This is a genomic window from Roseinatronobacter ekhonensis (assembly GCF_900499075.1).
Taxonomy (GTDB): domain Bacteria; phylum Pseudomonadota; class Alphaproteobacteria; order Rhodobacterales; family Rhodobacteraceae; genus Roseinatronobacter; species Roseinatronobacter ekhonensis.
On the sequence record NZ_UIHC01000013.1, the window covers coordinates 47,189 to 69,960 of the forward strand.

General features: G+C 61.6%; 18 protein-coding genes. 8 read left to right on the plus strand and 10 right to left on the minus strand.

Features of this window, described 5'->3' with window-relative positions; all coding sequences use genetic code 11:
• The 7 genes from tssG to ROE7235_RS19865 all read right to left on the minus strand — a co-directional run bounded on the left by tssG (position 1) and on the right by ROE7235_RS19865 (position 6,674).
• Positions 1–1,047, minus strand: a complete 1,047-nt coding sequence (gene tssG / locus ROE7235_RS08515) for a type VI secretion system baseplate subunit TssG (RefSeq protein ID WP_121094619.1) — start codon at positions 1,045–1,047, stop codon at positions 1–3.
• Positions 1,044–3,023: a type VI secretion system baseplate subunit TssF gene (tssF, locus tag ROE7235_RS08520; protein ID WP_121094621.1), complete on the minus strand. Its 1,980-nt coding sequence runs from the start codon at positions 3,021–3,023 to the stop codon at positions 1,044–1,046. The genes tssG and tssF overlap by 4 nt, the downstream gene beginning before the upstream one ends.
• A gap of 11 nt (positions 3,024–3,034) precedes the next feature.
• Positions 3,035–3,664 carry a type VI secretion system baseplate subunit TssE gene (locus ROE7235_RS08525; RefSeq protein WP_121094623.1) on the minus strand — a complete coding sequence of 210 codons (630 nt, stop codon included), beginning with the start codon at positions 3,662–3,664 and terminating at the stop codon, positions 3,035–3,037.
• 152 nt (positions 3,665–3,816) lie between these two features.
• Positions 3,817–4,305 carry an Hcp family type VI secretion system effector gene (locus ROE7235_RS08530; RefSeq protein WP_121094625.1) on the minus strand — a complete coding sequence of 163 codons (489 nt, stop codon included), beginning with the start codon at positions 4,303–4,305 and terminating at the stop codon, positions 3,817–3,819.
• A 46-nt stretch (positions 4,306–4,351) separates the two neighbouring features.
• Positions 4,352–5,836 (minus strand): type VI secretion system contractile sheath large subunit, encoded by a 1,485-nt coding sequence (gene tssC, locus ROE7235_RS08535; protein WP_220669545.1) that lies wholly within the window; start codon positions 5,834–5,836, stop codon positions 4,352–4,354.
• Positions 5,837–5,906: 70 nt separating this feature from the next.
• Complete coding sequence (tssB, locus tag ROE7235_RS08540) at positions 5,907–6,428, minus strand: type VI secretion system contractile sheath small subunit (RefSeq protein ID WP_121094629.1); 522 nt, start codon at positions 6,426–6,428, stop codon at positions 5,907–5,909.
• A 3-nt stretch (positions 6,429–6,431) separates the two neighbouring features.
• Positions 6,432–6,674: a hypothetical protein gene (locus tag ROE7235_RS19865; RefSeq protein WP_147434189.1), complete on the minus strand. Its 243-nt coding sequence runs from the start codon at positions 6,672–6,674 to the stop codon at positions 6,432–6,434.
• A gap of 158 nt (positions 6,675–6,832) precedes the next feature.
• Here ROE7235_RS19865 and ROE7235_RS20925 point away from each other — a divergent pair, with 158 nt between their 5' ends.
• Complete coding sequence (locus ROE7235_RS20925) at positions 6,833–7,225, plus strand: arsenate reductase/protein-tyrosine-phosphatase family protein (protein WP_370743573.1); 393 nt, start codon at positions 6,833–6,835, stop codon at positions 7,223–7,225.
• Between the two features lie 57 nt (positions 7,226–7,282).
• Positions 7,283–9,469 (plus strand): polysaccharide biosynthesis tyrosine autokinase, encoded by a 2,187-nt coding sequence (locus tag ROE7235_RS08550; protein WP_121094631.1) that lies wholly within the window; start codon positions 7,283–7,285, stop codon positions 9,467–9,469.
• A 19-nt stretch (positions 9,470–9,488) separates the two neighbouring features.
• On the opposite strand, the gene ROE7235_RS08555 is transcribed toward ROE7235_RS08550, so the two are convergent.
• The 3 genes from ROE7235_RS08555 to ROE7235_RS08565 all read right to left on the minus strand — a co-directional run bounded on the left by ROE7235_RS08555 (position 9,489) and on the right by ROE7235_RS08565 (position 12,018).
• Positions 9,489–10,007 (minus strand): invasion associated locus B family protein, encoded by a 519-nt coding sequence (locus ROE7235_RS08555; RefSeq protein WP_183073423.1) that lies wholly within the window; start codon positions 10,005–10,007, stop codon positions 9,489–9,491.
• A 257-nt stretch (positions 10,008–10,264) separates the two neighbouring features.
• On the minus strand, positions 10,265–11,194 hold the full coding sequence (locus ROE7235_RS08560; protein WP_121094635.1) for a polysaccharide deacetylase family protein: 930 nt from the start codon (positions 11,192–11,194) through the stop codon (positions 10,265–10,267).
• Positions 11,191–12,018, minus strand: coding sequence for a formyltransferase family protein (locus ROE7235_RS08565; RefSeq protein WP_183073424.1), 828 nt, complete (start codon positions 12,016–12,018; stop codon positions 11,191–11,193). The genes ROE7235_RS08560 and ROE7235_RS08565 overlap by 4 nt, the downstream gene beginning before the upstream one ends.
• 178 nt (positions 12,019–12,196) lie before the next feature.
• Between ROE7235_RS08565 and tssK the strand changes: the two genes are divergently transcribed.
• Genes tssK through ROE7235_RS08595 form a run of 6 tightly spaced genes read left to right on the plus strand, consistent with a single transcriptional unit; the run spans position 12,197 to position 22,755 of the window.
• Entirely contained in the window at positions 12,197–13,528 is a 1,332-nt protein-coding gene (gene tssK, locus ROE7235_RS08570) for a type VI secretion system baseplate subunit TssK (RefSeq protein ID WP_121094639.1), read from the plus strand.
• On the plus strand, positions 13,525–15,279 hold the full coding sequence (gene tssL, locus ROE7235_RS08575) for a type VI secretion system protein TssL, long form (protein WP_121094641.1): 1,755 nt from the start codon (positions 13,525–13,527) through the stop codon (positions 15,277–15,279). The genes tssK and tssL overlap by 4 nt, the downstream gene beginning before the upstream one ends.
• Before the next feature lie 14 nt (positions 15,280–15,293).
• Positions 15,294–18,905: a type VI secretion system membrane subunit TssM gene (gene tssM, locus ROE7235_RS08580; protein WP_121094643.1), complete on the plus strand. Its 3,612-nt coding sequence runs from the start codon at positions 15,294–15,296 to the stop codon at positions 18,903–18,905.
• Positions 18,905–19,987, plus strand: coding sequence for a type VI secretion system-associated protein TagF (gene tagF, locus ROE7235_RS08585; RefSeq protein ID WP_121094646.1), 1,083 nt, complete (start codon positions 18,905–18,907; stop codon positions 19,985–19,987). Before tssM ends, tagF begins: the two co-directional genes overlap by 1 nt.
• Positions 19,988–20,018: 31 nt before the next feature.
• Positions 20,019–20,795 carry a PP2C family protein-serine/threonine phosphatase gene (locus tag ROE7235_RS08590; protein WP_121094647.1) on the plus strand — a complete coding sequence of 259 codons (777 nt, stop codon included), beginning with the start codon at positions 20,019–20,021 and terminating at the stop codon, positions 20,793–20,795.
• 4 nt (positions 20,796–20,799) lie between these two features.
• Entirely contained in the window at positions 20,800–22,755 is a 1,956-nt protein-coding gene (locus ROE7235_RS08595; protein WP_121094649.1) for a serine/threonine-protein kinase, read from the plus strand.
• The last annotated feature ends 17 nt before the right edge of the window (positions 22,756–22,772 follow it).

Genomic DNA, 22,772 nt, shown 5'->3' on the forward strand with positions numbered 1-22,772 from the left:
TCAAAAAGCGGAAAAAGCGGCGCAGACGCGGCGCTGTGGCGTGTCACGGTCGGGCACCGGTTCGGATGGTATGGCTTGAGGTGTAAAGCTGGTCCAACCAAGTTCGCCGGCCTGTCCAAGAACCGTCGCTGGCACGATATCGACTGGCAAGCTCAGCGCGATCTCCACTTCAGTCGTGACACCCAGCCAGCTTTTCAGAAAATCCGTCAGTCGGCGGCAGGCGGCGCGCCCCGGCAGATGCGCGCGATACGTTGGAAGTGAATCGCAATGCAGGGTCAGACGCAGCTTGTCCGACAGGCTGTAGCTGCGTGCGCCAAGGCAGGTATCCTGCCCCAACCCGCTTGCAGTCTGTCCAAGCCGTGTGCGATCGTCATCCTCGAACTCCAGCCAAGAGCCGACATGCTCTTCCAGATCGAACGGCATCTCGACGATATGGCCAAGGCACTGACGCAATCGCGTCGCGCTGCGCACGCGCCCGGACAATAGCCCGGTCAGGCCAAGGCGCACCGAGTCCGGCAAGCTGTCACGGTTTTGCAAAGCCGGGCTACCAATGCCGGTCAGCGCGCCCAGCCATATGCGAAACCGGTCATCCGCCGGACGATCCGCCTGCACGATCGGGCGCGCATCGGCCCAGGCCCGGTAGAACAATTGCACAAAGCGCATGGCGAAAATATCGGCGAACCGCGCGAATGACGGATCGTCATGGCGCAGCATCCACTGATGCGCCTCTGCGGTCAGCGCCAAGGGCAAAGCGCCTTGCGGCCCGAAATACCCCATGAAGCGCACATGCACGTCATGCGGGCCCGACGCATTCAGGTCGACACGGACAACATTGCAGCCGGGAAAGGCCATGAAGGGCTCTTGACGGGGAAACACGATTTCCTGCGACAGGGTCGCGGCCCGACCGATACGGGGCAGGTCTGGCGAGGCCTGCTCCAGCCGACGCATCAGCGCCAGCACATCAAGGCTGGCGCAGTCACTCTCGATCCGGCTGCGCAAAGCCGCCGGAACGCGCGGCGAGCGATCCCGAACCAGTGCGTCCGTCATAGAACCGGCCCCGTTCCGCTACGCGGCGGAAAGCGCAGCACATCACCACGCGCCCGCGACCGGATCACGGTCTGGGTGAAACTGTTGATCTGAACATTGTCGGCCAGAAAGCGGTCCAGAACCGCGCCAAGGATCGCAAAGCCTGTGCCCTCGAACGCCTGATCCTCGAAGGTCAGGGTGACTTGCAGCCCGCGCACCGGCGCGAACCCGTCAGCATGGCGCATGGAGCGCACGCGCGGTTGCACTTCGCAGCCGATCAGCCCTTGCACATGGCGCGCACTGATGGCGTCCGACAGGTCGGCGAAAAGCGCCAGCACGTCGCGCAATCCGCCCGCCGGTTCATCGGCGTTTCGGTCGGTCAGACCAAGCTGATTGAATTTCAGACAGTTCAAAAGCTGCCAAAGCCGCGCCCCGCTGCTTGCCCCGGCGACGCTGCTCTGTGCATGGGGCACATCCTGCAATGCCAGCGGCAGCCGGGGTTGCGTTGGTCCGGCAAGGCAGTTCAGCCCAACCTGCGTGTCATCCACAAGACGGAATTTCACGCCTTGCGCGCCGCCGCGCAGATGCGTTGGCAAATGCCGGTTGGTGCACAGCGCATCGGCCTGCAAGCCGCGCGCGGGACGTGCCGCCTCGTCGGCACTCTGGGCAGGCTGGTGCAAGGCGATCAACGCCTCGGAGCCGGTATATGTCCGGTTCGGGTTGCGCCGCATTTCCTGCCGCGAGACCCGCCGTGGCCGACGCCGCAAACTGAAATAAAGCGCATCTTCCGGCCGGGCCTGATGCCCCGGCAAGGCATGGACCGGCCAGACAGGCAGCGTCGTCTTGCCATCGCCGAAATGCGCTCGCACACGGGTCAGCGAATGCACTTCATAATTTTCGGCGGGCGAGGGTTGCGGGGTCAGCAGGTATTCGGAATGTGCCTCGTCTACGCGCACCCGCGCGCAGCGTTCCTGAAACAGATTGATCGCGGGCGCAGCAAAAAGCCGAAAGCTGCGCGGTCCCAGCAAGGGCGCAAGCCGTCCATCCGCCTGGTCGAATTCGAACAACAGGTCGAAACTCGCCGAAGGCACATGCGCCAGCAACTCTTGCAGGCCAAGCAGCCGGAAACCCATGAATTTATCGGGCAGGATATGAAAATCCCGCAGCAGCCCGAACCCCTCGAAAAAGCGAGTCTCTTCGGGGAAAAAACTCTCATCTTGGTCAAAGCCGATCTGACCCAACAGACCAGCGGGCGCGACCCTGAACCGCGGGTCGCCCTGCGCATCCAGCCAGCGCAGCGTCACACGTTTGCAACGCCCGAACACCTGTTCATACAGCGCACTCATTTCTGCCGTGGGGCCGTTCAGATGCAGGTTCAGCCGCGACAATCCCGCCTTCGCCAATTCCTGCATAGGCAAGACACCATCGGCCTTGCCCTCGGGGTCGGCCTTGCCGACCGCGCCGCGCCGCACGAAACGCAGTCGCAGCCCCGCGGCAGTGCCGGTCAGAACCTCCAGCCCAAGCGCCTGAAGGGTGCTTGCGCCGGTGGTGTATTCCGCGCGCTCCAGTTCTATGGGCCATAATTCAAGCGGCGCAGACAGGCGAAACCGGCAGCTCATCCGGCGGTCACCATCGCTGAGCATCGCGTCCAGATAGCTGCCCGGTTCAAAACGCTGGCCCATGGCAAGATCAGGCTTTCGGAAATCGGGCTGCGCCTGAACCAGCATCGCCGATGGCACCGGGGCAAGATAGCCGGGCATCAACTGTTCCAGCAGCGCGGTCGTGAATGTCGAAAACTCACTGCTGAGTTTGAGTTGAACACGGGCCGCAAGGAACGCGGCCCCTTCCAACAAACCGGCGAGCCCCGGATCCATCCGGTTGCGCACCAAGCCACCCAGACGCGCGGCAAGCCCCGGATATTCCGCCGCGAAGACCTCTGCACGCTCGTAGAGTGTGTTGAGTTCGCGTTCGTAATGATCGAGGAATTCTTGCTGCATCCGGAATGGCCCTAACCTGTGCCGGTCTCGCCCGGACGCGGGGCGCTGGCCTCTGGGTTACGCGCGCGGCGCTGTGGCTTGTTGCGCCCCAGATTGCGCAGATCGACTTTGCCGGACCCGACATCCATCTCGGCCACAAACTCCAGCGGGATATCGACGGGGTGACACAGCATATCCGCCTGCACGGTAAAGGCCACGCGCTGGTTCAGCTCGTCCACCTCGTCTTGCCGCGCGATTTTTAGGCTGTGCTTGTCCAGGCGGGGCTCATGCGCCAGCAACACGTCGCGCAGTGCCTCACTCAGATGCCCGGCATGCGCCTGATCAGTGGTCATGTGGACCAGATCATTCATCCCGAAATTGAGCGTGGATTTCGATACGCGTGCATAGCCCGACAAATCCATGACAGAGGCGAGATTGACCGTGTTGAGCAAATGTCCAAGGTCAAGATCAAGACTTTCCCTTAGCATCGCCTCGTTCGAGACGCTGGAATTGACGTAAGTTGCCGCCGGGCCGTCACCCTCTCCTTGTCCGCGCTTTCGGCCGTCACCGGACCGCGCATGCTCTCGGAAAGCCTGCAATAGGGGCATGCGCAAGCTTTGCATCTGGTGGGACTTTGCAGAGGACTTGTTGGCACCAGACATACACGCCCCTTGAACGGGTTAGGACAAGTGGCAACCCACCAAAACGCAATGCGCGATCACGAAAACGGCGGGTCAGGCGAACCGCCATGCGCGGTCCTGAAATGGCACACCCCGCAGCCCCGCAAATCGCGGGATTGCGGGGTGCAGCACTGTTACATCGGCTTGTTTTTCGCGATATCCCAGCCCGCTTTGGTCGAGCCCTTCTTGCCGCCCTTCGAGTCCTGCTGGGTGTATTCCAGATTGAAACGAGCGAAGTTGAAGCTCAAAGTCTCCTGCACACGATCCAGATCGTCGTTCGACCCGCCAGTGTTGTAGGAAGACACAAGCACTTCTTCCATGGTGATTTTGAGGTATTCGACAGGCTTCGCGCCGCCGGCCTTGCGCACGAAAAGTTCCGCCTTCTTAATATGGCGCCCCGACGTACAAGCCTTGATCAGGTCAGAGGTCGCGATGTCGACCAGTTTGGTGAACGTGATGTCAGAAACATTTACCTTGCCGGCGCCGCCGCCTGTTGCGGTGTGGGTCGTGCCACTCTGGGTCATGCCCCATGACCATGCCAGAACATCAATCTCGTCCACGTGGCCGTCGATGACGCTCTCACCTTTTATACCGTCGATCTTTAACAAAATATCTACAGCCATGATATCCTCCGATGTGTGAATGCTGTATTACAGATGAAACTTATCGCTAGTTTGATGGCAGCTTTGAGACAAGGCTCATGCCGATATCCATGCCTTCCATCTGGAAGTGCGGACGCAGCAGAAACTTGCCGACGTAATAGCCCGGATTTTCGGGGTCTTCGATCACGTCGACCTTGGCACCGGCCAGAGGCAGACGCGCCTTTTCATCATCGGTCGCATTGGCGGGCGAGATGTGAACGTAGGAACTGATCCAGTCCTGCAATTCGGTTTCAAGCTGCTCACGCTCGCGGTTGGAGCCGATCTTGTCGCGCACCATATGCTTGAGATAATGCCCGAACCGCGACACTGCGAACATATAGGGGATGCGCGCAGACATGTTTTCCGAGGCGGTTGCTTCGGGGGTCTGCATTTTTTTGGGCTTATAGAGCGACTGGGCCCCGATAAAGGCTGCCTTGTCGGTGTTTGAGCGGTGAACAAGGCTGATCAGGCCCGCCTTCGAAAGTTCCGCCTCGCGCCGGTCGGTGATCGAGGTTTCTGTCGGACATTTCATGTCGACAGAGCCCTCATCCGTCTTGAAGGTATGCGTCGGCAGGTTAATCACTTCGCCGCCGGACTGGACACCGCGAATTTGCACGGTCCAGCCATGGGTCTTGTGTGCGCGGGCGACATTCGCACCCATCGCATAGGCCGCGTTCATCCAGGCGTATTTCTCACCCGTGTGGCCGTCGGTCTTTTCCTCGAAATTAAAGGCGTCCACCGGCAGGCTGTCCTGGCCATATGGCGAACGGGCCAGCATGCGCGGCATGGTGATGCCAAGATAGCGCGAGTTTTCGCTTTCACGCAGGCCGCGCCACGCGGCATAATCCGGCGTCTCGAAAATGGAGCCGATATCATACGGGTTCGAGATTTCGTTCCAGCTTTCCATGCCCAACAGGTTTGGCGCTGCCGATGCAAAGAACGGGGCATGCGCCGCTGCTGCCACCTGTGACACACCGCGCAGGATGCGAACATCCGCCGCCGAATGGTCAAACTGGTAATCGCCGATCAGGCAGCCATAGGGCTCGCCACCCGAGGTGCCGAAACCCTCTTCGTAGATCTTCTTGAAGAACGGGCTTTGGTCCCATTTGGCCCCGCCCCAAGAGCGCAACTCTTTCTCGAGTTCGGATTTCGAGATATTCATCACGCGCACCTTCAAGGTCGCGTCTGGCTCTGCGTTATTGGTCAGGTATTCCAGCCCGCGCCAAGCGCTTTCAATTTGCTGAAATTCGGGCGCATGCAGGATTTCGTTCATCTGGTCGGACAGTTTTGCGTCCAGCTTGGCGATGATCTCATCCACCGTGTCCAGCACGTCTTCCTTGACGACCGTCTGATCGCTCAGCGCTTCGCGCACAAGCGCAGAGACGGCGTTTTCGACTTCGCTTTCGCGTGTCGCATCGTCGCGCGGGTTGAAATTTTCCTTCAACATCCGCGAGAAGTCATCCGCAGAGAGCGTCTCGGTTTCACCGACCTGCTGTTGCTTTTCTTGTTCCATAGTCATTGTCCCTGTAATCGCTCAGCGAAATGCCGGAGGGGCGCCTGGCCCCGTCACGGCAGGCGGCATGTCAGGTTGCGCTGTCATCGGCCTTCGATGTCGCGGCCTTTTCGTCGAGAAGCTTCATCAACTCGGGGTCCGACAGCAATTTGCGCAGCACATCCTGCGCACCGGATTTGCCATTCATATAGCGTTGCAAATTCGCAAGTTGCCGACGGGCATCCAGCAGTTTCTTGAGTGCAGGCACCTGCTCTGCGACGCTGCCGGGATCAAGGTCGTCCATATGCTTGAAGCGTAGCACCATGCCCAGCTGATCACCGCCCTCCTCGCTCAGCTTGTTAGGCACGGACAAGGAAACGGCCGGTTCGACACTTTCCATAAACTGGTTGAAGTTCTGCGGGTCGATCTGCGTGAACGCGCGATCGCCAACCTTGGGCTTTTCCTTGTCCGAGGAATTGCCCGACAGGTCAGCCATCACGCCCATGACGAATGGCAATTCAACCTGCGTATCAGTATCATAGGGGTCTTGGTAAGAAATGCTCACACGGGGCGGGCGGTTACGACGCAATGCGTTCTGCGCGGAATCAGACATGCGCTATCCTTTTGACCAGAATACTTTCTTCGGATGAAGCCAGAGCGAAGCACGCTTGTCAAACCGTTTGACGTGTATTTCCAAAATGATTTCACCAAAGAAATTTTTCGCGCGATCTGCTTGGAATGAGGTCTCGCGCGCGAATGCGGCGAAAACGGTTCTGGATTTCCCCTCCGCCCTGTTGCATAAGGCAATCAAGCCGGTGGGCACCCAGCCAAGGTCGAAAAATCTGGTGCCGCGTGCCACTCTGGCCTTTGGCCATTGTAGCGCCGGTGCTGAACCACCTTGCCGACAGTGATCCGGCCCGAGTTTGAAGATTGTCGCAAAACGGAACTGGTCTGTTGCATAGAATCCTGACTGTCTGCACTGGCAATATCTGCCGCTCCCCCGTCGCCGAGGCCGCATTGCGTGCGGCCCTTGACGGCACCACAAAACGTCCGGCCGAGGTGTCATCTGCCGGGCTTCATGCCTTGGTGGGGCACGGGATTGATGCCGACACCGCGGCAGCAGCCCGCACGCGGGAGATTCCCTTGCACGACCATGCGGCCCGGCAATTCGACACAGCGCTCGGTCAAAACTGCGATGTCATACTTGTGATGGAAACACATCACCGTCAGGAGATCGCGCAGCGTTGGCCACAGTTTTTGGGGAAAACCTTTCTGCTTGGGCATTTTGACGCCGCACGTCAGGTTCCAGACCCCTACCGTCAGGCAATGGGCATGCATGCGCAAGCTGTCGAGATCATCTTGCAATGTAGCGAATCATGGGCGATTCAGCTGCGACAGACAATCACCTGATACAACAAGACGATTGGTCGAGACCACGCGGCCGCCGATAGCAAAAAGCGAAAAAGTATGTCGAATAAAGTAACAGAGATCGAGGAAGAAGGCTCCGAGATCCAGCTATCGGATATCTTTGCGCAGCTTATGGCACGCAAGTGGATTATCGTTGCCACAACATTTGCGGGGTTGATGTTCGGGTTGTTTCAAGGCCAGCTTCCGCCGGACGAATACCGCGCGAGCGCGCTGGTCAATATAGAGAAACGCGGGCAAAGCATCGAATTGCCCGAAATCCTGATCGGCGGCGGTTTGCGCCCAGACACAACTCGGATCGCAGCCGAAGCGCATATTATCAATTCGCGGTTCATTCTGGACCCGGTTGCGCGCGACCTGAACCTCGATTGGCGACTAACCCCTCAGCGGTTTCCGGTAATCGGGCATGTCGCCGTGCGCCGTGCCGTGCCCAGCATCCCAAATTTCATAGCGCCCAGCTATACCCGCTACGGCGACGTCATTGAAATGGACCTGCTGGAAGTGGATGAGCCGCTGATCGGTCGGCGTGCGGTCGTAGAGGTCACTGGTCCCGAAACGTTCGAGATCCGGTTTGGCGACCGTGAGCCGATGGCCGGCCGCGTCGGTGAAATCGTCGAAGTAGTTCCGGGCTTCCGGTTCCGCATTTCTGAAATGGACGTTCCCGAGGGGCGGATTTACTCTGTGCAGCGCGTGCCGATGCGGGTTGCAGCGGCGCGGCTGCGCTCGGGGCTCAGTGTTCGCGAACGCACACCGCCGCTCAATTCCGGCATCGTCGATTTCCGGTTCACCAGCACCGATCGCGACCTTGCACTGGAAGCCGTGAACGCCATCGTCGATTCCTATCGCGCGCAGACACTCGACCGCCGTTCGGCGGAAATTGACCAGAGCCTGGAGTTCATCGAGAGCCAGCTTGAAGACGTGCGTCTACAAAGCGCCGACGCGGCAGAGGCACTGAGTGAATTCCGGGGTCAACGCGAAACCACCGAACTGACAACCAACTCGCAGGAATTGCTGAACCGGATTGTCGGGATCGAATCAGAGATCGAGGAATTGCGCTTTCGCGAGGAACAGCTCGCCCAGCGCCTGACCGAAAACCACCCTGACTATCGCGAATTGATCGACCGACGCACCCGGTTGGAAACCCGGCTGGAAGAAATGCGCGTCGAGGCCACAAAGCTGCCGCCGCTAGAGCAGGAATTGCTGCGCCTGACACAGGCACAGGAACGGGCAATAGAGATCGAGCGCCAACTGTCTGCGCGCGCCGAGCAGTTGGGCGTGGTGCGCGCCAGCACAGTCAGCAACGTGCATATGCTGGAACCTGCAGAGGCGGCGTCGCATATCGGCCCGAACCGCACGCGCCCCTTGCAGCTTGGCGGGTTGGCCGGACTTGTCTTGGGAATTGGCTTTGTGCTTGGCCTGAACTTCATGCGTCGCGGCATTGATGACAGCCGCTCGATCGAAGAAATGGGACTGTCGCTGTTTGCCACGATCAACCGCGTGATCGGGTTGCGCACGGGCGGGCATTCCGACCCGAATTACGCGCTGGCCCGGACCATGCCAAGTGACATCGTGGTGGAATCGCTGCGCGGTTTGCGGACTGGTTTGCAGTTCTCGCTCGCCTCGGCAGAGCGCAAGAGCCTGATGATCACCTCCCCCGCGCCCTCGCTCGGGAAGTCTTTCGTGTCCTACAACCTCGCGCTCGTCTCGGCGCAAGCCGGTGGGCGCATTTTGCTGATCGACGCTGATATGCGCAAAGGCAAGCTGCGCCGTCAGTTCAAGCAATCAAAACGGGACAAGGGGTTGTCGGAACTGTTGTCACGCAGCGCAACGATCGAAGAGGTTCTGGTCACCGACCCTGACACCGGGCTCGATTTCATCGGCTCCGGAAAATACCCGCCCAACCCGGCCGACTTGCTGACCTCTGCCGCTTTCGATCAATTGATGCGCGATGCGTCCGATGCCTATGACCTTGTCATCATTGATACCCCGCCAGTGCTGGCCGTGACCGACCCCGGCATAATAGGGCAGAAGGTGGGCATGTCGCTTCTGGTTCTCAAACACCTGGAGACAACCCGCGCCGAGATACTCTCGACCGTCAAGATCCTGGATACCAGCGGCGTAAAGCTGTCCGGCGCGATCCTGAACCAGTTCGATGCAAAGGCAAGCCGCTATGGCCATTACGGCCACAAATACGGTTATTACGGCGGCTATAAATACGGTTACGATTAAACGTAGCCTGCGCGCGGTGTCAGCTTCCCGACAAGGCGCGCAGCCGCTCCAGACCATTGGTAAACCCCAGCATCGACAGCGGCACACTGACCGGTTCGTTGTTGCGTGACACCATCACGACCGCACCGTTCGTGCCGCGCCGCATAGCCGCAATAACATCGGCGTCCAGCGGGATGAGTGCAATGCACCCGTCGGCAAGGCAGGTCTCGTAGTCGCCACGGACCACGATGGTGTCTTCCACAGCAATGCCCAGCCCTTCGGAGAGTTTCAGCCCGAAAGGTGCGATCAACACAGCCACGGGTTGGCCCCCATCGCTCAACCGGACCGAAAGTGCCAGAACACGCTGTCCGGTTTCCTGCTGGTTGATCTGCTGAACCATCTCGCAGGCCCGAGGGCCGTCCGGCAGGGTCTCGCAATTCACCGACCAGTCGCGAAACACTTCGCGCAGGCTGTCCGGCTCGGATTGCTGTGCAAAAGCTACGCTTCCCGCCAGACCAAGCCCCATGGAAAGCAATGTCGGTAGCAATTTGTGTCGCATCTCTGGTCCTTTCGTGTTCGGCCTTGCCGGGCACGGCAACTGTCGCATGCCCAGACGCTTGCCAGAACCTATCAGCGCTGCCCCCGGACCGATACGCTTTTCCTAAATGACAATCGTTTTCTGGACAACCGGAACCGCTGCCGCTTTGGACCGATGTACTATGTGCGCAAACCCGGTTGTCCCGGGCAAATCACCCGCAATGGTCGTCATGTGGCGATCTTCCGGAGCGATCGCGGCGGCTTGCTCATCCATGGGGCCTAGTCGGCCTGTCCGTGCGCAAAGAGATTACAATCAAAGCGCGGCAGCGCATGCGGCTGGCGTGCGATATCTGCGGCGTCTATGTCGCGCGGTTCGACATTGAACGAGAAATCTACCCCCTGGTCTTGCAACAGCGTGACCGTATGGTCATCGAAAGAGTGAAAACCGCCATATGGATGGCAATAGCTGCGCATGTCCTGCGGCCCAGCGGTTTGGTCAATCCAGCCCAGCGATCCTGCGATCTCGTCAGCCTGCTCTGCCGGGGCAAGCTTGCTCATCACCGGGTGAGACACCGTATGCGCGCCGATCAGCATACCGGCGCGGGCCATCTGTGCGAGCGCCGCCGCGGGCACATAGAAGCGATCAGGCTCGAATTCGGTGCCGAATTCCTGCGCCACGCGGTCGATCACATCACGCCTATGGCGCTCGTCGATGAAATAATTCAGCAACCGCTTGAATTCGGACACGCCGGGGCGGTTGACCTGTGCGGCATAGGTCGCGTCGCGAAACTCCGCACGTCGGGCATGGGGGATCATGTCTTCGGTGACAAGCTCGCGCGCGCGGTGCCATAGCGCTTCGCCGTCGTGCGCGCCGCATAGCAGGTGTATCCGGTGCACATTCAGCAGCCCCTCTCCGGTATAGGGCCCGGTCGGAACGTAGAATATGCCCCACAGCCCGCGCGCCACCAGTTCGGGAAAGACATGCGTGTAGTGGCAGGACATCGCATCATCAAAGGTCAGCACCACCTTGCCGGGGTCGGCGGGCATCCGTCCAGACCGCACATAATCGTGCCATTCGGCACGGGTGACGAACCCGAAATCGCGCGCGAACATATCCAGTTGCTTGCGGAAATTGGTGATGTTCAGAAAGCGGAAATTCGGAAGGTCCGGGGCGAAATCACGCACATAATGATACATGATCGCCTTCATGCACCCTGCCCCTCGCCAAGCGCCGGGTTTTCGACAAGCACAGGCCAGTCGGTGCCAGGATCGTCCAACGCGCGCTCTATCAGGCCGGAGTCGAACTGGTCATAGAGCGCGCGGCACGCCTGCGCATCGAAATCCGCGTTGCGGTAAAGCCGCCCTTCAACCTGCACGGGGTCCGGTACCGTCACCCGGTCAAAGGCTGCAATCAAATCGGCATAGACCTGTGTCATCTGCCGGATCAGGCGGTTGCCGATGCTATGCGGGCTATCGCCCAGCGCCAGTTCGGCGCGGATCTGGTGCAAAACCGGCCCTGTGTCGATCCCGGCATCAATCTGCATGAACGTCGCGCCCACCATATGTGGCTGCCCCTCGATCAGAGGCCAGATATTCGTGCCGCTGCCCCGATACCAGGGCGACAGCCCAAGATGCACATTCAGGAAGCGGCCATCGAAACGGTCCAGCAATGTCCCGCGCACCAAAGAGGCACCGTAGCAGACCAGCAAATCAGGTTCGGCTTCACGGATGCGCGAGACCACCATTTCAGTATTCACATCGCCTTTGGGCACGCGTAGCACCTGCTCGGCCTCGGGGAGGTGTTCCACGGTCTCTGCGAAAAAATCTTCTTCCGCGCGCTGACGGGCGGAGGCGTGGCGCACCTGCAGGCCGGATGCGTCAGGATCGCGCGAAAGTCGCGCCGCCAGCCCCTTCTCGGCCCCCTCGCACACAGCCAAAACAACGTCGAAACGCCCGTCATGAGCCAGCTTGCGCGTGAAGTACCGATGACGCAATTCATCCCCGGTCAGGATCACAATCCGGCGGCGTGTCATGAAATCCAGCGTCCTCTTGTTGCTGAACACCTGCGCAAGGCGATTTACCGTGGAAAATGCAGAACTGGTATGCCATTGATATGACATAAGTGACTGGTGGGGAACAGGTGCCTTCGCGCTGTTTCGGATTATAGAAAAATGAGTTTATGCCGTCTGTTGTGGCGAAAGGTAGTCCTTCATGTCGTGGTATAGCAAGCTTGCGTGGAAAGAAGGGTTGCTGTTGCAACCGCACCACCTGCAGCAACAGGACCGCTATCTTGAGAAACTGATCGAGACCCGCAGCCGCCACATCACGCCCTATCCTTGGGGGTTTGCGACGCTCGAAATCGATACCGACCTGTCAGAGCGCAACCTGTTCGGGCTGCGCCGCGCGACGGGAATCATGCCGGATGGGCTGCCCTTCGATTGCGCCTTGTCGGAATTGCCGACGCCGATCACCGTGCCAGAAAATGCCGAAGGCAAACTGGTCTGGCTGACGCTGCCAAATGCCGAGGCCAACAAGCGCGAAATCGGACTTGATGACGAGGATAGTCGCGCCACCCGCTACCGGCTGGACCGCGAATGCGTCTCGGACAGCGCGGCGAGCATGCGGCTGGAGCAAGATGTGGACATCGCGCATCCCCGCCTTGGGCTGGATGTGCGTGAAACGCCGAAACGGGGCTTCACCTGTATGGCGATCGCCCGGATTGTCGAGGTGCGCGACAAGACCATCCTGCTTGATCCCGGCTTTGCGCCGCCGGTGCTTGTTTACGGGGCGCACCCTGTCGTGTCCGGTTGGCTGGACCGGGTGATAGGCTGGGTCGAAACCCGGCTTGCAACGCTGGCACGCTACGCCGCCGACCCCGGCTCGGGCGGTGGATTGCAGGCGCAGGATTATTCCATGCTGCTGCTTCTGAACCGTGAAATCGGGCATTTGCGGCATCTGCGCGGGTCGCGCTATGTCCACCCCGAACGGCTATATCTGGCCTTGCTGCAACTTGCCGGCGAATTGTGGACATTCGACCCCTCGCGCCTGTGTCCGGAATACCCGGCCTATGACCATGACGCGCTCGAACCCAGCTTCTCGCCGGTGCTTCGCGATATCCAACGGCTTTTGAGCCGTGATATCAGCCGTGCCGTGCGTCTGGACCTGCAACAGCCAGTTCTGAATTCCTATATCGCGACCGTGACCGACCGTGCGTTGTTCCGCGATGCGGCCTTTGTGATCGAAGTATCGGCCGACCGCCCGCTCGGACAAATTCAAAGCCAGTTCCCAAGCTTGTGCAAAGTCGGCCCGAACACCCGCATGAAGCAGATCGTCGAGAGCAATCTGCCCGGTTTGGAACTGGTGCACATGCCGACGCCGCCCAGCCAGATCAGGGCCGTCACCAGCCACGTCTATTTCAAGATCGACAAACGCTCGGACCTGTGGCGCGAATTTTCCACGGCACCGGCAATCGGGTTGCATTTTGCCGGTGACTGGCCCGAACTGACGTTGGAAATCTGGGCCATCATGGAGACCGCGGCATGAGCGACGACACGCCGGGCAATCCGCCGGGGGGCAAGCGCCCGGGACCGCAACGCACCGTGATCGCGCCATTGCCGGGGCGCGGCAAGGCGGCACCTTCGGCGTCGCCGCCCCCGCAGCGCAATGCGTGGGAAAATGATGGCGGCGCACGCAATGCGTGGGACGGGCCGTCGAACGCAGGGGGCTCGGGTTTTGGGGCGCCCTCTGCAACACCCGGTGCCCGCCCGCTGCCCGGTGCACCGGCACCTTCCGCACCTGCCCCACCCCCGCAGGCCGCGCCATGGACAGGCGGCGGTTCCAGCGGTGGTCCGGGTGGCTGGCCGGGTGCGCCGGGCCCAGCTTCGGACCCGTGGAACTCCGGCGACAAAACCGGCAGCCCGACGCCATCGCAACAATCGTCCCAAGGACAGCACGCGTGGATCGGCAGTTCAAAGGACGCAAGGTTCTTTCCCGACCTCGACCGCCCGGAGCAGCAGGCCCAGACGCCGCAGGCCGCACGGATTTCGCTTGATCAGGCATTGGCGGGCGACAGCACAGGCTACAGTTCCGGCAGCAACCCCCTGACCTCTGCCGCCGCGGGTTTGCTGATCCTTCTGGGTCGGCTGCGCAGCCAGGTGGTCGAGATGAACGCCATCCCGCTGATGACCCATGTCGCGCAGGTGCTCGACGGGTTCGAGCGGCGCGCGGTTGATGCCGGGGCAGACCCGCAAGACGCCCTTGTCGCGAAATATGTGCTGTGCGGGACCGCCGACGATATCGTGCAGAACCTGCCCGGCACAGACCGCGAAGTCTGGATCCAGTATTCCATGGAAGCGCGGTTCTTCGAACGCCGCACCTCTGGGGTCGGGATTTTCGAGGAAATCGACAAGGCCCTGATGGACGCCCAGCGAAAATATCAGCTGCTGGAGCTGATGCTGACCGCGCTCTACCAAGGGTTCCAAGGCAAGTTTCGCGGTGCGTCCGGCGGCGATGTGGACCTGCAACAAAAGCGGCGCCAGATATATGAAACCCTGCGCCATGTCCGTGCGCGCCCCGACGATGATATTTCGCCGCAATGGCAAGGTGTGCAGGCGCGTCCGCTCTACAAACGGCGTCAGGTGCCGCTTTGGGTGCTCGCAAGCCTTGTGCTGGCACTGCTGAGTGGTGGCTATATCGGGATGCGGATGTATCTGGCAGATGTATCGGGCAGCCTGAGCGCGCAGATGCGCGGCCTTCACCCGCGCGAGAAGCTGGCGCTGCTGCATGTCAGCATTCTGCCCGACATGCCGCCCGAACCGGAACCCTACGTTCCGCCTGTCTTTGACACGCCGGGGCAACTGGACCGTATCCGCGCGACACTGTCGTCCGATATCGAGGCTGGGAACCTGAGCGCCGAGACGCGCGGCAATTTCATTGCCGTGACCGCCAACAACCTTGTGCTGTTCGAGTCCGGCAGCGCGGACGCGCGCGCCGAGTTCCAGCCGATCGCACAGCGACTTGCTTTCATGCTCGAATCTGAACCGGGTGCGGTGCAGATCGTGGGGCATACAGATTCGGTCCCGCTGTCAGGCCGCGGGCGGTTCAAGAACAATCAGGAACTGTCGGTCGCCCGCGCGCAATCGGTAGCGGATATGATCGTGCCCGCGCTGTCCAGCCCGGACCGCGTGACAGTCGTCGGACGCGGCGAGGATGACCCCATCGCCGACAATGCAAGCGCCGAAGGGCGCGCGGAAAACCGGCGGGTCGAGATCCTGATCCAGCGCGAAGACACCTGACAGGAAACCATGAAATGAAAAATATCCTGCTTGCGGCGTTGGTTGTCCTTGGGCTTTTGGCATTTGCGCTGGCGATCTGGTTCGGCGGGCCACTTCTGGGATTTGCGGGGAATTACCCGCTGGAAGGGCTGTGGTCCCGGATCATCACCATTGCTGTGGTCTGGTCCATCGTGGCAGGTGTCTACGCCTTCAAATGGTGGCGCAAGCGCCGCGCCGAGGCCGCGCTGGAAGAGGCCATCGCGCCCGCAGGGGAGACCGGCGATGGCGAGGTTCTGGGCGAGAAGATGCACGAGGCGCTTGCGGTGCTGCGCCGGTCGTCCACGTCGTCGTCCTACCTCTATGATCTGCCGTGGTATGTGATCATCGGCCCGCCCGGCGCCGGCAAAACGACCGCATTGCTGAATTCGGGCGTCAATTTCCCGCTGGCCGACAAAACCGGCGGGGCGATGCCGGGTGCTGGCGGCACCCGCTATTGCGACTGGTGGTTCGCCGAAGAGGCGGTGATGATCGATACCGCCGGTCGCTACACCACACAAGACAGCGACGAGGCCGCCGACCGCGAAAGCTGGGCTTCGTTTCTGGACCTGCTGAAACGGCAGCGCCCGCGCCAGCCCGTGAACGGGGTGATTGTCGCAATCAGCCTTGAAGATTTCCTGACCGGTAGCGACGAGTTGCTGGAGGCGCATATATCGGCCATCCGAGCGCGACTGGTCGAGTTATATGACGTGTTCCGCATTGATGTGCCGGTCTATGTGCTGTTCACCAAAGCCGATCTGATCGCGGGGTTCGACGAGTTCTTCGGTAGCTTCAGTGCAGCGCGTCGGCAAAAGGTCTGGGGCACCACGTTTCGGGCCGCGCGCGGCGAGCCGGTCCTGCCGCAATTTGCCACGCAGTTCGATGCGCTCGTCTCGCGCCTGTCGGATGAGGTGACGGACCGTATGAACGAAGACCCCAACGGGTTGTCGCGCATCGCGATTTTCGGCTTCCCCGCGCAGGTTGCCATGCTTAAAGACCGTATCGCGCATGTGCTGGACGGCGTCTTCAGCGCCACACGCTACAAGGTCAATGCCACGCTGCGCGGATTCTACTTTACCTCTGGCACGCAGGAAGGTACGCCCATGGACCAGATTCTGGGGGCAATGGACCGCGGATTTGGACAAGGCACAATGGGCGCAGGCGTGTCGGGGCGCGGGAAAAGCTACTTCCTGCATGACCTGTTGCGCCGCGTGATCTTCGAGGAAGCGGGCTGGGTCACACAAGACAGCCGCGCCGTGCGCCGCGAAGCGATCCTGCGCTATGGCAGCATGGCGATCATCGTCGGGCTTGCGCTTTGGCTGGGCGGCTTGTGGACCAACAGCTTTTACCAAAACTACCAGCTTGTGCAGAATGCCCGCGCCGAAATCGCCCAGTATGAGAGCCGCGCCGCCGGAGAACTTGAGCGCACCGAGATCAACGAGACAGAGTTGCTGGATGTCCTGCCGTTGCTGTCGGACCTGCGCAACCTGCCGCTGGGCTACACCGACCCGGAGGCGGACGAGGTCGGCCTGCTGGAACGGTTTGGGCTAAGCCAGCGTGCCGCCATCGCCGCAAGCGCTCGCGCCGCCTATCGCGACGGCTTGGAACGCATGCTGCGGCCCCGGCTGATCCTTGGCCTGGAACAGCGGATCGCCGAGGATATCTCGACCAACAACCGGCTGTCGCTGTATGAAACGCTGAAAGTCTATAAGCTGCTGGGCCATGCCGCCCCCGCCCCGGATGATGCGTTCCTTGTGGCATGGATCACGACCGATTGGGCGCAAGACCCAGCGCTGCGCGGCGCAGGCCCGCTGCGCGCTGCGCGCGACGAACTAGAGGACCATCTTTGGGCGATGCTGGACCTGTCGGCCACGCAATCGCAGGCGCGGGTCGACCTGAACGCCGCGCTGGTATCACGGGCCGAGCAGATCTTGTCGCTGATGGACCTAGAGGATCAAGCTTGGCTTCTGGTTATGGGTGCAGGCGGCCCGATGGACATGGAGCCATTCAATATCGGCCTGCGCGCCGGTCCCGATGCCGAAATCGTTTTCGAGACCCGTGACGGTCGGGCGCTGAATGAACTGAGTGTTCCGCCGATCTATACCTATCAGGGGTTCCACGACTATTTTTTGCCGCGTCTGGCAGAGGTCGCGACCAAGCTGGAAACCGAACAATGGGTGATGGGCACACGCGCGGAGGCGGCCGATGTATCAGGCGAGTTGCGCCGACTGGGCGCGCCGCTGATGAACCGTTACGCGCTGGAATTCAGCCGCGTTTGGGAAGAAACACTGGACAATCTGCAACTGCGGCCCTTGTCGGCCGACAGCCCTCAATTTCTGGCGCTGAACACGGCCTCTGACCCGCGCCAGTCACCGATTCTGAAACTGGTGCAGGCGGTGGCAGACACCACACGCCTGACTGCCGGTTTCAACGACGAAGGCGGTTTCGGCGCGGGTCTGGGCGGTGGCGAGTTGGGCGAACGCGCCGAGGCGGCCAGCGGTGTGGTCGGCGAGGAATTGCTGCGCCGCGCCCGCGAACGCGCCACCGGGCTGGGCCAGATCGGCTTTGACGTGCTGCAATCGCAACGCAGCCAAGGTCGCGCCGGAGGCGACTCGGCAGAAGCCCCCTTGCCCGGTGCCAATGTAGAGGCACAGTTCAGCCGCTGGCACGATCTTGTCGAGGATACCGGCGATGCACGCCCGATTGATGTGGTGCTGCGCGATTTTCAGGAAATCTACCGGCTGCTGCTGCAATCCACCACCGGGCTGGGCATACCCGCGACGCTTGGGCAAGAGTTGGGGACCAAATCGGCCCTGCTGACGCGCCATGCCTCGCGGATGCCCCCGGCCCTGTCGCGCATGATCCTGCAAGCTGCCGATGAATTCGCCGGCGGGGCCGCAGATACCACGCTTGCCGCGCTGAATGAACGCCTGAATCGCGAGGTCACGCAGGTCTGCGAGGCGCTGGTGCCCGACAGCTACCCGTTCTCGGGCAATTCCAACCGCGATTTGTCGCTGGCGGAATTCGCGCGGCTCTTTGCGCCCGGCGGCGTGTTCGACCGCTTCTTCAACGAGGCGCTGGCCCAGCATACCGATCTGAGCGGCAGTGACTGGCAATGGCGCAGCGACAGCCGGCTTGGCGCGCAGATGTCACCCGCGACCCTTGCGCAGTTCGAACGCGCCGCCGCGATCCGCGATGCGTTCTTTCCCAGCGGGTCCGGCATTCCCGGTTTCGACCTGACGGTCCGGCAAGCGGCCCTGTTCCCCGAAGCCGATAGCGCACTGCTGGAAATCAATGGCCAGATCATCCGCACCCTACAACAAGGGTCCTTGGCGCAGACATTGTTCTGGCCGTCGGGCGGGAATGGCTCTGCCTCGGTGCAGATCGGCCCCGAACTGATCGGGCGCGAGAACGAGTTGCGGGTGCAAAGCGGCCCCTGGGCGCTGATGCGGCTTATCAACCGCGGCAACCCGCGCCCGTCGGGGTCATCGGTTACGACACGGCTGGATATCGGCGGGCGCTATGTCGCCTACACATTCACGGCAGCCACCGCGCGGAACCCGTTTTTTCTGCGCGAATTGTGGGATTTCCGCTGCCCGAGGGGGTTGTGATGGGCGACGAGAAGAACACCGACCCGCGTGCGGAAAACGCCGCCCCGACAGAGGATACGGCTACAGACGACACGGCGGCAGGCGCCACCCCGCTGGCCGACGCGCAAAGCGCGCCAGACGACGCTGAAGCACCCGAGCAGGGCACGCCCCCTGGGACGCAGGAGGATGTTGGCAACGCGGGCTCCGAGGCAACCTCTAATGCGCACGCCGAGGAAAGTGATGACGATCCCGCCGCACCTGACCCTGATTTGTTGGCCCAAGACACGGCAGAGACCGACGCGGAACAGGCCGACCCGCCCGACGCTGTCGTAGACCCACCCATAGAAGCCACCCTTCCGCCCCGCGCGTCGGCACAGGTCGGCCTGTTTGGCAAGCTTCCCATGCGGGGCGATTTCATCACCCGGCAAATGCCCAACACGCTATCGCGCCCGTTCGAGGATTGGCTGATCCCGCTGGTGCAGGATACGCGCGCCACACTGGGCGCGGATTGGTCGCGGATATGGCATTCCGCCGGAGCATGGAATTTCTGGCTTGGCGCCGATGTATTTCAGGGCAACTGGCACAAGGACATGCATGGCCGTTCCGGCTCTGCGGGCGCGTCGGTGGGGGTCTTGCAACCCTCGGCCGACAAACATGGCCGCGACTTTCCCATTGTGCTGCTGCTGGCCGATGGACAAAGCCGACTTGTGCCGCCCCCCGTCGTCACCCCGCCCGATGCGGAGTGGTATGCAATGTGCCGACAATTCCTGCACAGCGCGCGGGCCGGACAGGACATTGCAGAGCTGGAAACCGCCCTTGCCAATCTGCCTGCGCCGCGCCTTCCGGCTGGCGCCGAAGAGATGGCACCGCTACTGGAGAGTCGCGCGCTCTGGGCGGAAGGGTCCGGGGATGTGTGGAACGATATCGCACGGGCGGACCATCAGCTTGCCGGAGGCAGCCGCAGCTACTGGTGGCAGGATGGCGGCAGCGTGCTCAGTCTTGTCGGGCTGCCCGATGCGGACACCTTCGCCTTCATGCTCTCTCAGGGGCAGCCGACTTTGCCAGACCCGACACCCGATGATCATGGGCCAGCGTTCCAATGACCCAAGCCTTGCCAGACAGGATACCATTTCAATGACAAACCCGATCTATCGTTTCGAATGTGGTTCGCTCAGCCATAGCGGCTGTGTGCGCGACCATAACGAGGACCGTATGCTTGCTGCTCCTGACAAGGGCCTGTGGGTTGTCGCCGATGGTATGGGGGGTCATTTCGGCGGTGATATCGCGGCCCAGATCGTTGTCGACCAGTCCGCGACGGTGCAACGTGCGATCACGGCGCCCGACCTGCAAGCCCGCTTCGAGGAACGAATCCTGCGGGCCAATGATGAAATCCGCGCCCATTCCGCGCGCAATGACGATGCCATGATCGGGGCGACCCTTGCTGCGGTGCTGGTGCATGATGACAGTTTCGCCGCGATCTGGTGTGGTGACAGCCGCGTCTACCTGCTGCGCGAGGGGCGTCTGCATCAGGTCACACGCGACCATACCGAAGCACAGGAATTGCTGGATCAGGGAACGATCACGGCCGAACAGGCCGCGAACTGGCCGCGCAAGAATGTCATCACCCGCGCAATCGGTGTGCAGGAAGACATCCAGTTGGACCATGAATTCGGCTCGCTTCAGGATCGGGACATCTTTCTGTTGTGTTCGGACGGGTTGACGGGGCATATCGACGACCATGAGATTGCGGACGCGTTGAAAGGCCGGTCGGCCCAGGCAGCCTGCGATCTATTGGTTCAGATGACGCTCGACAGAGGTGCCACGGACAATGTGACAGTGGTCGCGGTGCGCTGCGGGTTGAAAACGCTGGTGACGGGCCAGGGCGCGGACAGCGCCGTGTGGAAAGGCTGAGAAGATGGCGTCGATCCCCCCTGAAGACCCGCCAGAAACCTCCGGTTCCACGCCGCCAGAACGCCCGTCGAAGCGCAACACCTACGTGACGCGCAGCCCAATCCAACTGGCTGCGGGAACGTTGCTCATCGGCACTTACGAATTGCAGGAGCATATCAATACCGGCGGGATGGGCGAAGTCTATCGCGGCATCAACATCCACAATGACGAGGTGGTGGCGATCAAGATCGTCCTGCCCGCGCTGGCGCATGACGAAAAGATCCTGTCGCTGTTCCAGAAGGAATCCACGGTTCTGCGCCGAATTTCGCATGACGCCATCGTGCGCTACGAGGTGTTCACCATCGACCCTGACATCGCCCGCCCGTGCCTTGTCATGGAGTATGTCGAGGGGCCGTCGCTGAACGACATGATGGACCTTGGCCCGATGCCCGCTGCCGACGTATTGCGGCTGTTAAGACGGCTGTCCGAAGGGCTTGACGTCGCCCATCGCGCAGGCGTTGTGCATCGCGATCTGTCGCCGGACAACGTGATCCTGCCGGAGCGCAGCGTGGAACGCGCCAAGATCATTGATTTCGGGATTGCCAAGGCAACCACGCCGGGCGGCCGCACCCTGATCGGCGGTCAATTCGCCGGAAAGCCCGGCTATGTCGCGCCCGAACAGCTTGGACTGTATGATGGGGCGGTCAGCGGTCAGGCGGATATCTACAGCCTTGGCCTGATGGCCGCCGCCGCAGCCATCGGACGCCCGATCGACATGGGCGACAGCCCCGCCGCAGCCGTCCTGGCGCGCGCAACGGTGCCCGATCTTTCTCCATTGCCCGAAGACCTGCGCCCCCTGTTCAACTGGATGCTGCAACCCGACCCCTCTGAGCGGCCTGCAAGCATGGGCGACGTTATCGACTATCTTGATAGCCTTGCGCCCGCCACGCCCGGGCGCAGCCAGCCGCCCGAAAGCCTGCCGCCGCGCAGTGTGCCGCCCGCTAGCGCACCGCCTGCCAGCATGACGCCGCGCAGCACGTCGGAACCCGCAGTTGCCCGCGCACCCAACACCGACGAAACAGCGCCCGCAGGGTCGGCGGCAAGCCCCTTTGGCCCGGCACCCGATGCGGCGCCCACGCCGATGCCTCCGCCTTCCGCGCCCAAGGGCAAGGGCGGGATGATCGCGATCATTGCGGCGTTATTGGTCGCGGTTGGTGGCGGCGGTGCATGGTATGCGGGCCTTCTTGGTGGCGGCTCGGACACGTCAGAGTCAGAAGTGTCTTCTGCCACAAACGCCGCCGCGGCCCCTGCCCCGCTGGATGTGACGGCAGCGCGAAGCTGGCTGAACGCCCAAGGCACAGAGCTTGGCGCATGTCACTGGCTGCCGCGATTGCGCGCAGCCAGCGGGCTGGACGGGTTGACCGCCTTCGCCAGCACCGCCCGCGAACTGGACGCGTTGCGCAATGACTTCGCGGACAGATTCGGCCAGCAACTGGACTTAGGCGTCGTCGCGGTCTCTGCGCAGCAATGCGCGGCCCTGCACGCCATGGCGGCGCTGGATACATGGCGCACGCTGGAGATCAGTTCCGATCTACAGATTCGCGGACTGCCCGACACCTTGCCCACCGAAGCACAAGACTTGTCCGGCCAGCTTGTGCCGGCCCGCGAGGCAGCGCTTTTCTTGGTCGATCCGTCCGGACAGATCCAGAATATCGCCGCCACGCTGACCGATGCAGGCTCGTTCGAAATCTCGCAAACCCGCCTGCGCCGTCTTGGCCCGGCACCCGATGGTGTCAGTGCCCCGGTCGTGATGCTGATTGCGCTGCACGGCGCCAGAACCGACTCTGTCCGGCGCTTGATACCGGAAAATGCGATCCTGCCCAGTGCGCAGGCCGCTGAATTCTGGACCTTCCTTGTGCAGGCATTGGACCAGCCGGACAAATCACTCGGAATTGGGGTGACAACCGTCTTGGTGCCATAGGGTCGGGGCGCAAAGGC

What these genes read in the sequence shown, in the direction of transcription:
- ROE7235_RS08595 (WP_121094649.1), top strand. Translation starts at nt 20,800, where the DNA reads ATGGCGTCGATCCCCCCTGAAGACCCGCCAGAAACCTCCGGTTCCACG.
- tssF (WP_121094621.1), bottom strand. Translation starts at nt 3,023, where the DNA reads ATGCAGCAAGAATTCCTCGATCATTACGAACGCGAACTCAACACACTC.
- ROE7235_RS08530 (WP_121094625.1), bottom strand. Translation starts at nt 4,305, where the DNA reads ATGGCTGTAGATATTTTGTTAAAGATCGACGGTATAAAAGGTGAGAGC.
- tssL (WP_121094641.1), top strand. Translation starts at nt 13,525, where the DNA reads ATGAGCGACGACACGCCGGGCAATCCGCCGGGGGGCAAGCGCCCGGGA.
- ROE7235_RS08560 (WP_121094635.1), bottom strand. Translation starts at nt 11,194, where the DNA reads ATGAAGGCGATCATGTATCATTATGTGCGTGATTTCGCCCCGGACCTT.
- ROE7235_RS08550 (WP_121094631.1), top strand. Translation starts at nt 7,283, where the DNA reads ATGTCGAATAAAGTAACAGAGATCGAGGAAGAAGGCTCCGAGATCCAG.
- tssC (WP_220669545.1), bottom strand. Translation starts at nt 5,836, where the DNA reads ATGGAACAAGAAAAGCAACAGCAGGTCGGTGAAACCGAGACGCTCTCT.
- tssK (WP_121094639.1), top strand. Translation starts at nt 12,197, where the DNA reads ATGTCGTGGTATAGCAAGCTTGCGTGGAAAGAAGGGTTGCTGTTGCAA.
- tssM (WP_121094643.1), top strand. Translation starts at nt 15,294, where the DNA reads ATGAAAAATATCCTGCTTGCGGCGTTGGTTGTCCTTGGGCTTTTGGCA.
- ROE7235_RS08525 (WP_121094623.1), bottom strand. Translation starts at nt 3,664, where the DNA reads ATGTCTGGTGCCAACAAGTCCTCTGCAAAGTCCCACCAGATGCAAAGC.
- tagF (WP_121094646.1), top strand. Translation starts at nt 18,905, where the DNA reads ATGGGCGACGAGAAGAACACCGACCCGCGTGCGGAAAACGCCGCCCCG.
- ROE7235_RS08565 (WP_183073424.1), bottom strand. Translation starts at nt 12,018, where the DNA reads ATGACACGCCGCCGGATTGTGATCCTGACCGGGGATGAATTGCGTCAT.
- ROE7235_RS08590 (WP_121094647.1), top strand. Translation starts at nt 20,019, where the DNA reads ATGACAAACCCGATCTATCGTTTCGAATGTGGTTCGCTCAGCCATAGC.
- tssB (WP_121094629.1), bottom strand. Translation starts at nt 6,428, where the DNA reads ATGTCTGATTCCGCGCAGAACGCATTGCGTCGTAACCGCCCGCCCCGT.
- ROE7235_RS08555 (WP_183073423.1), bottom strand. Translation starts at nt 10,007, where the DNA reads ATGCGACACAAATTGCTACCGACATTGCTTTCCATGGGGCTTGGTCTG.
- tssG (WP_121094619.1), bottom strand. Translation starts at nt 1,047, where the DNA reads ATGACGGACGCACTGGTTCGGGATCGCTCGCCGCGCGTTCCGGCGGCT.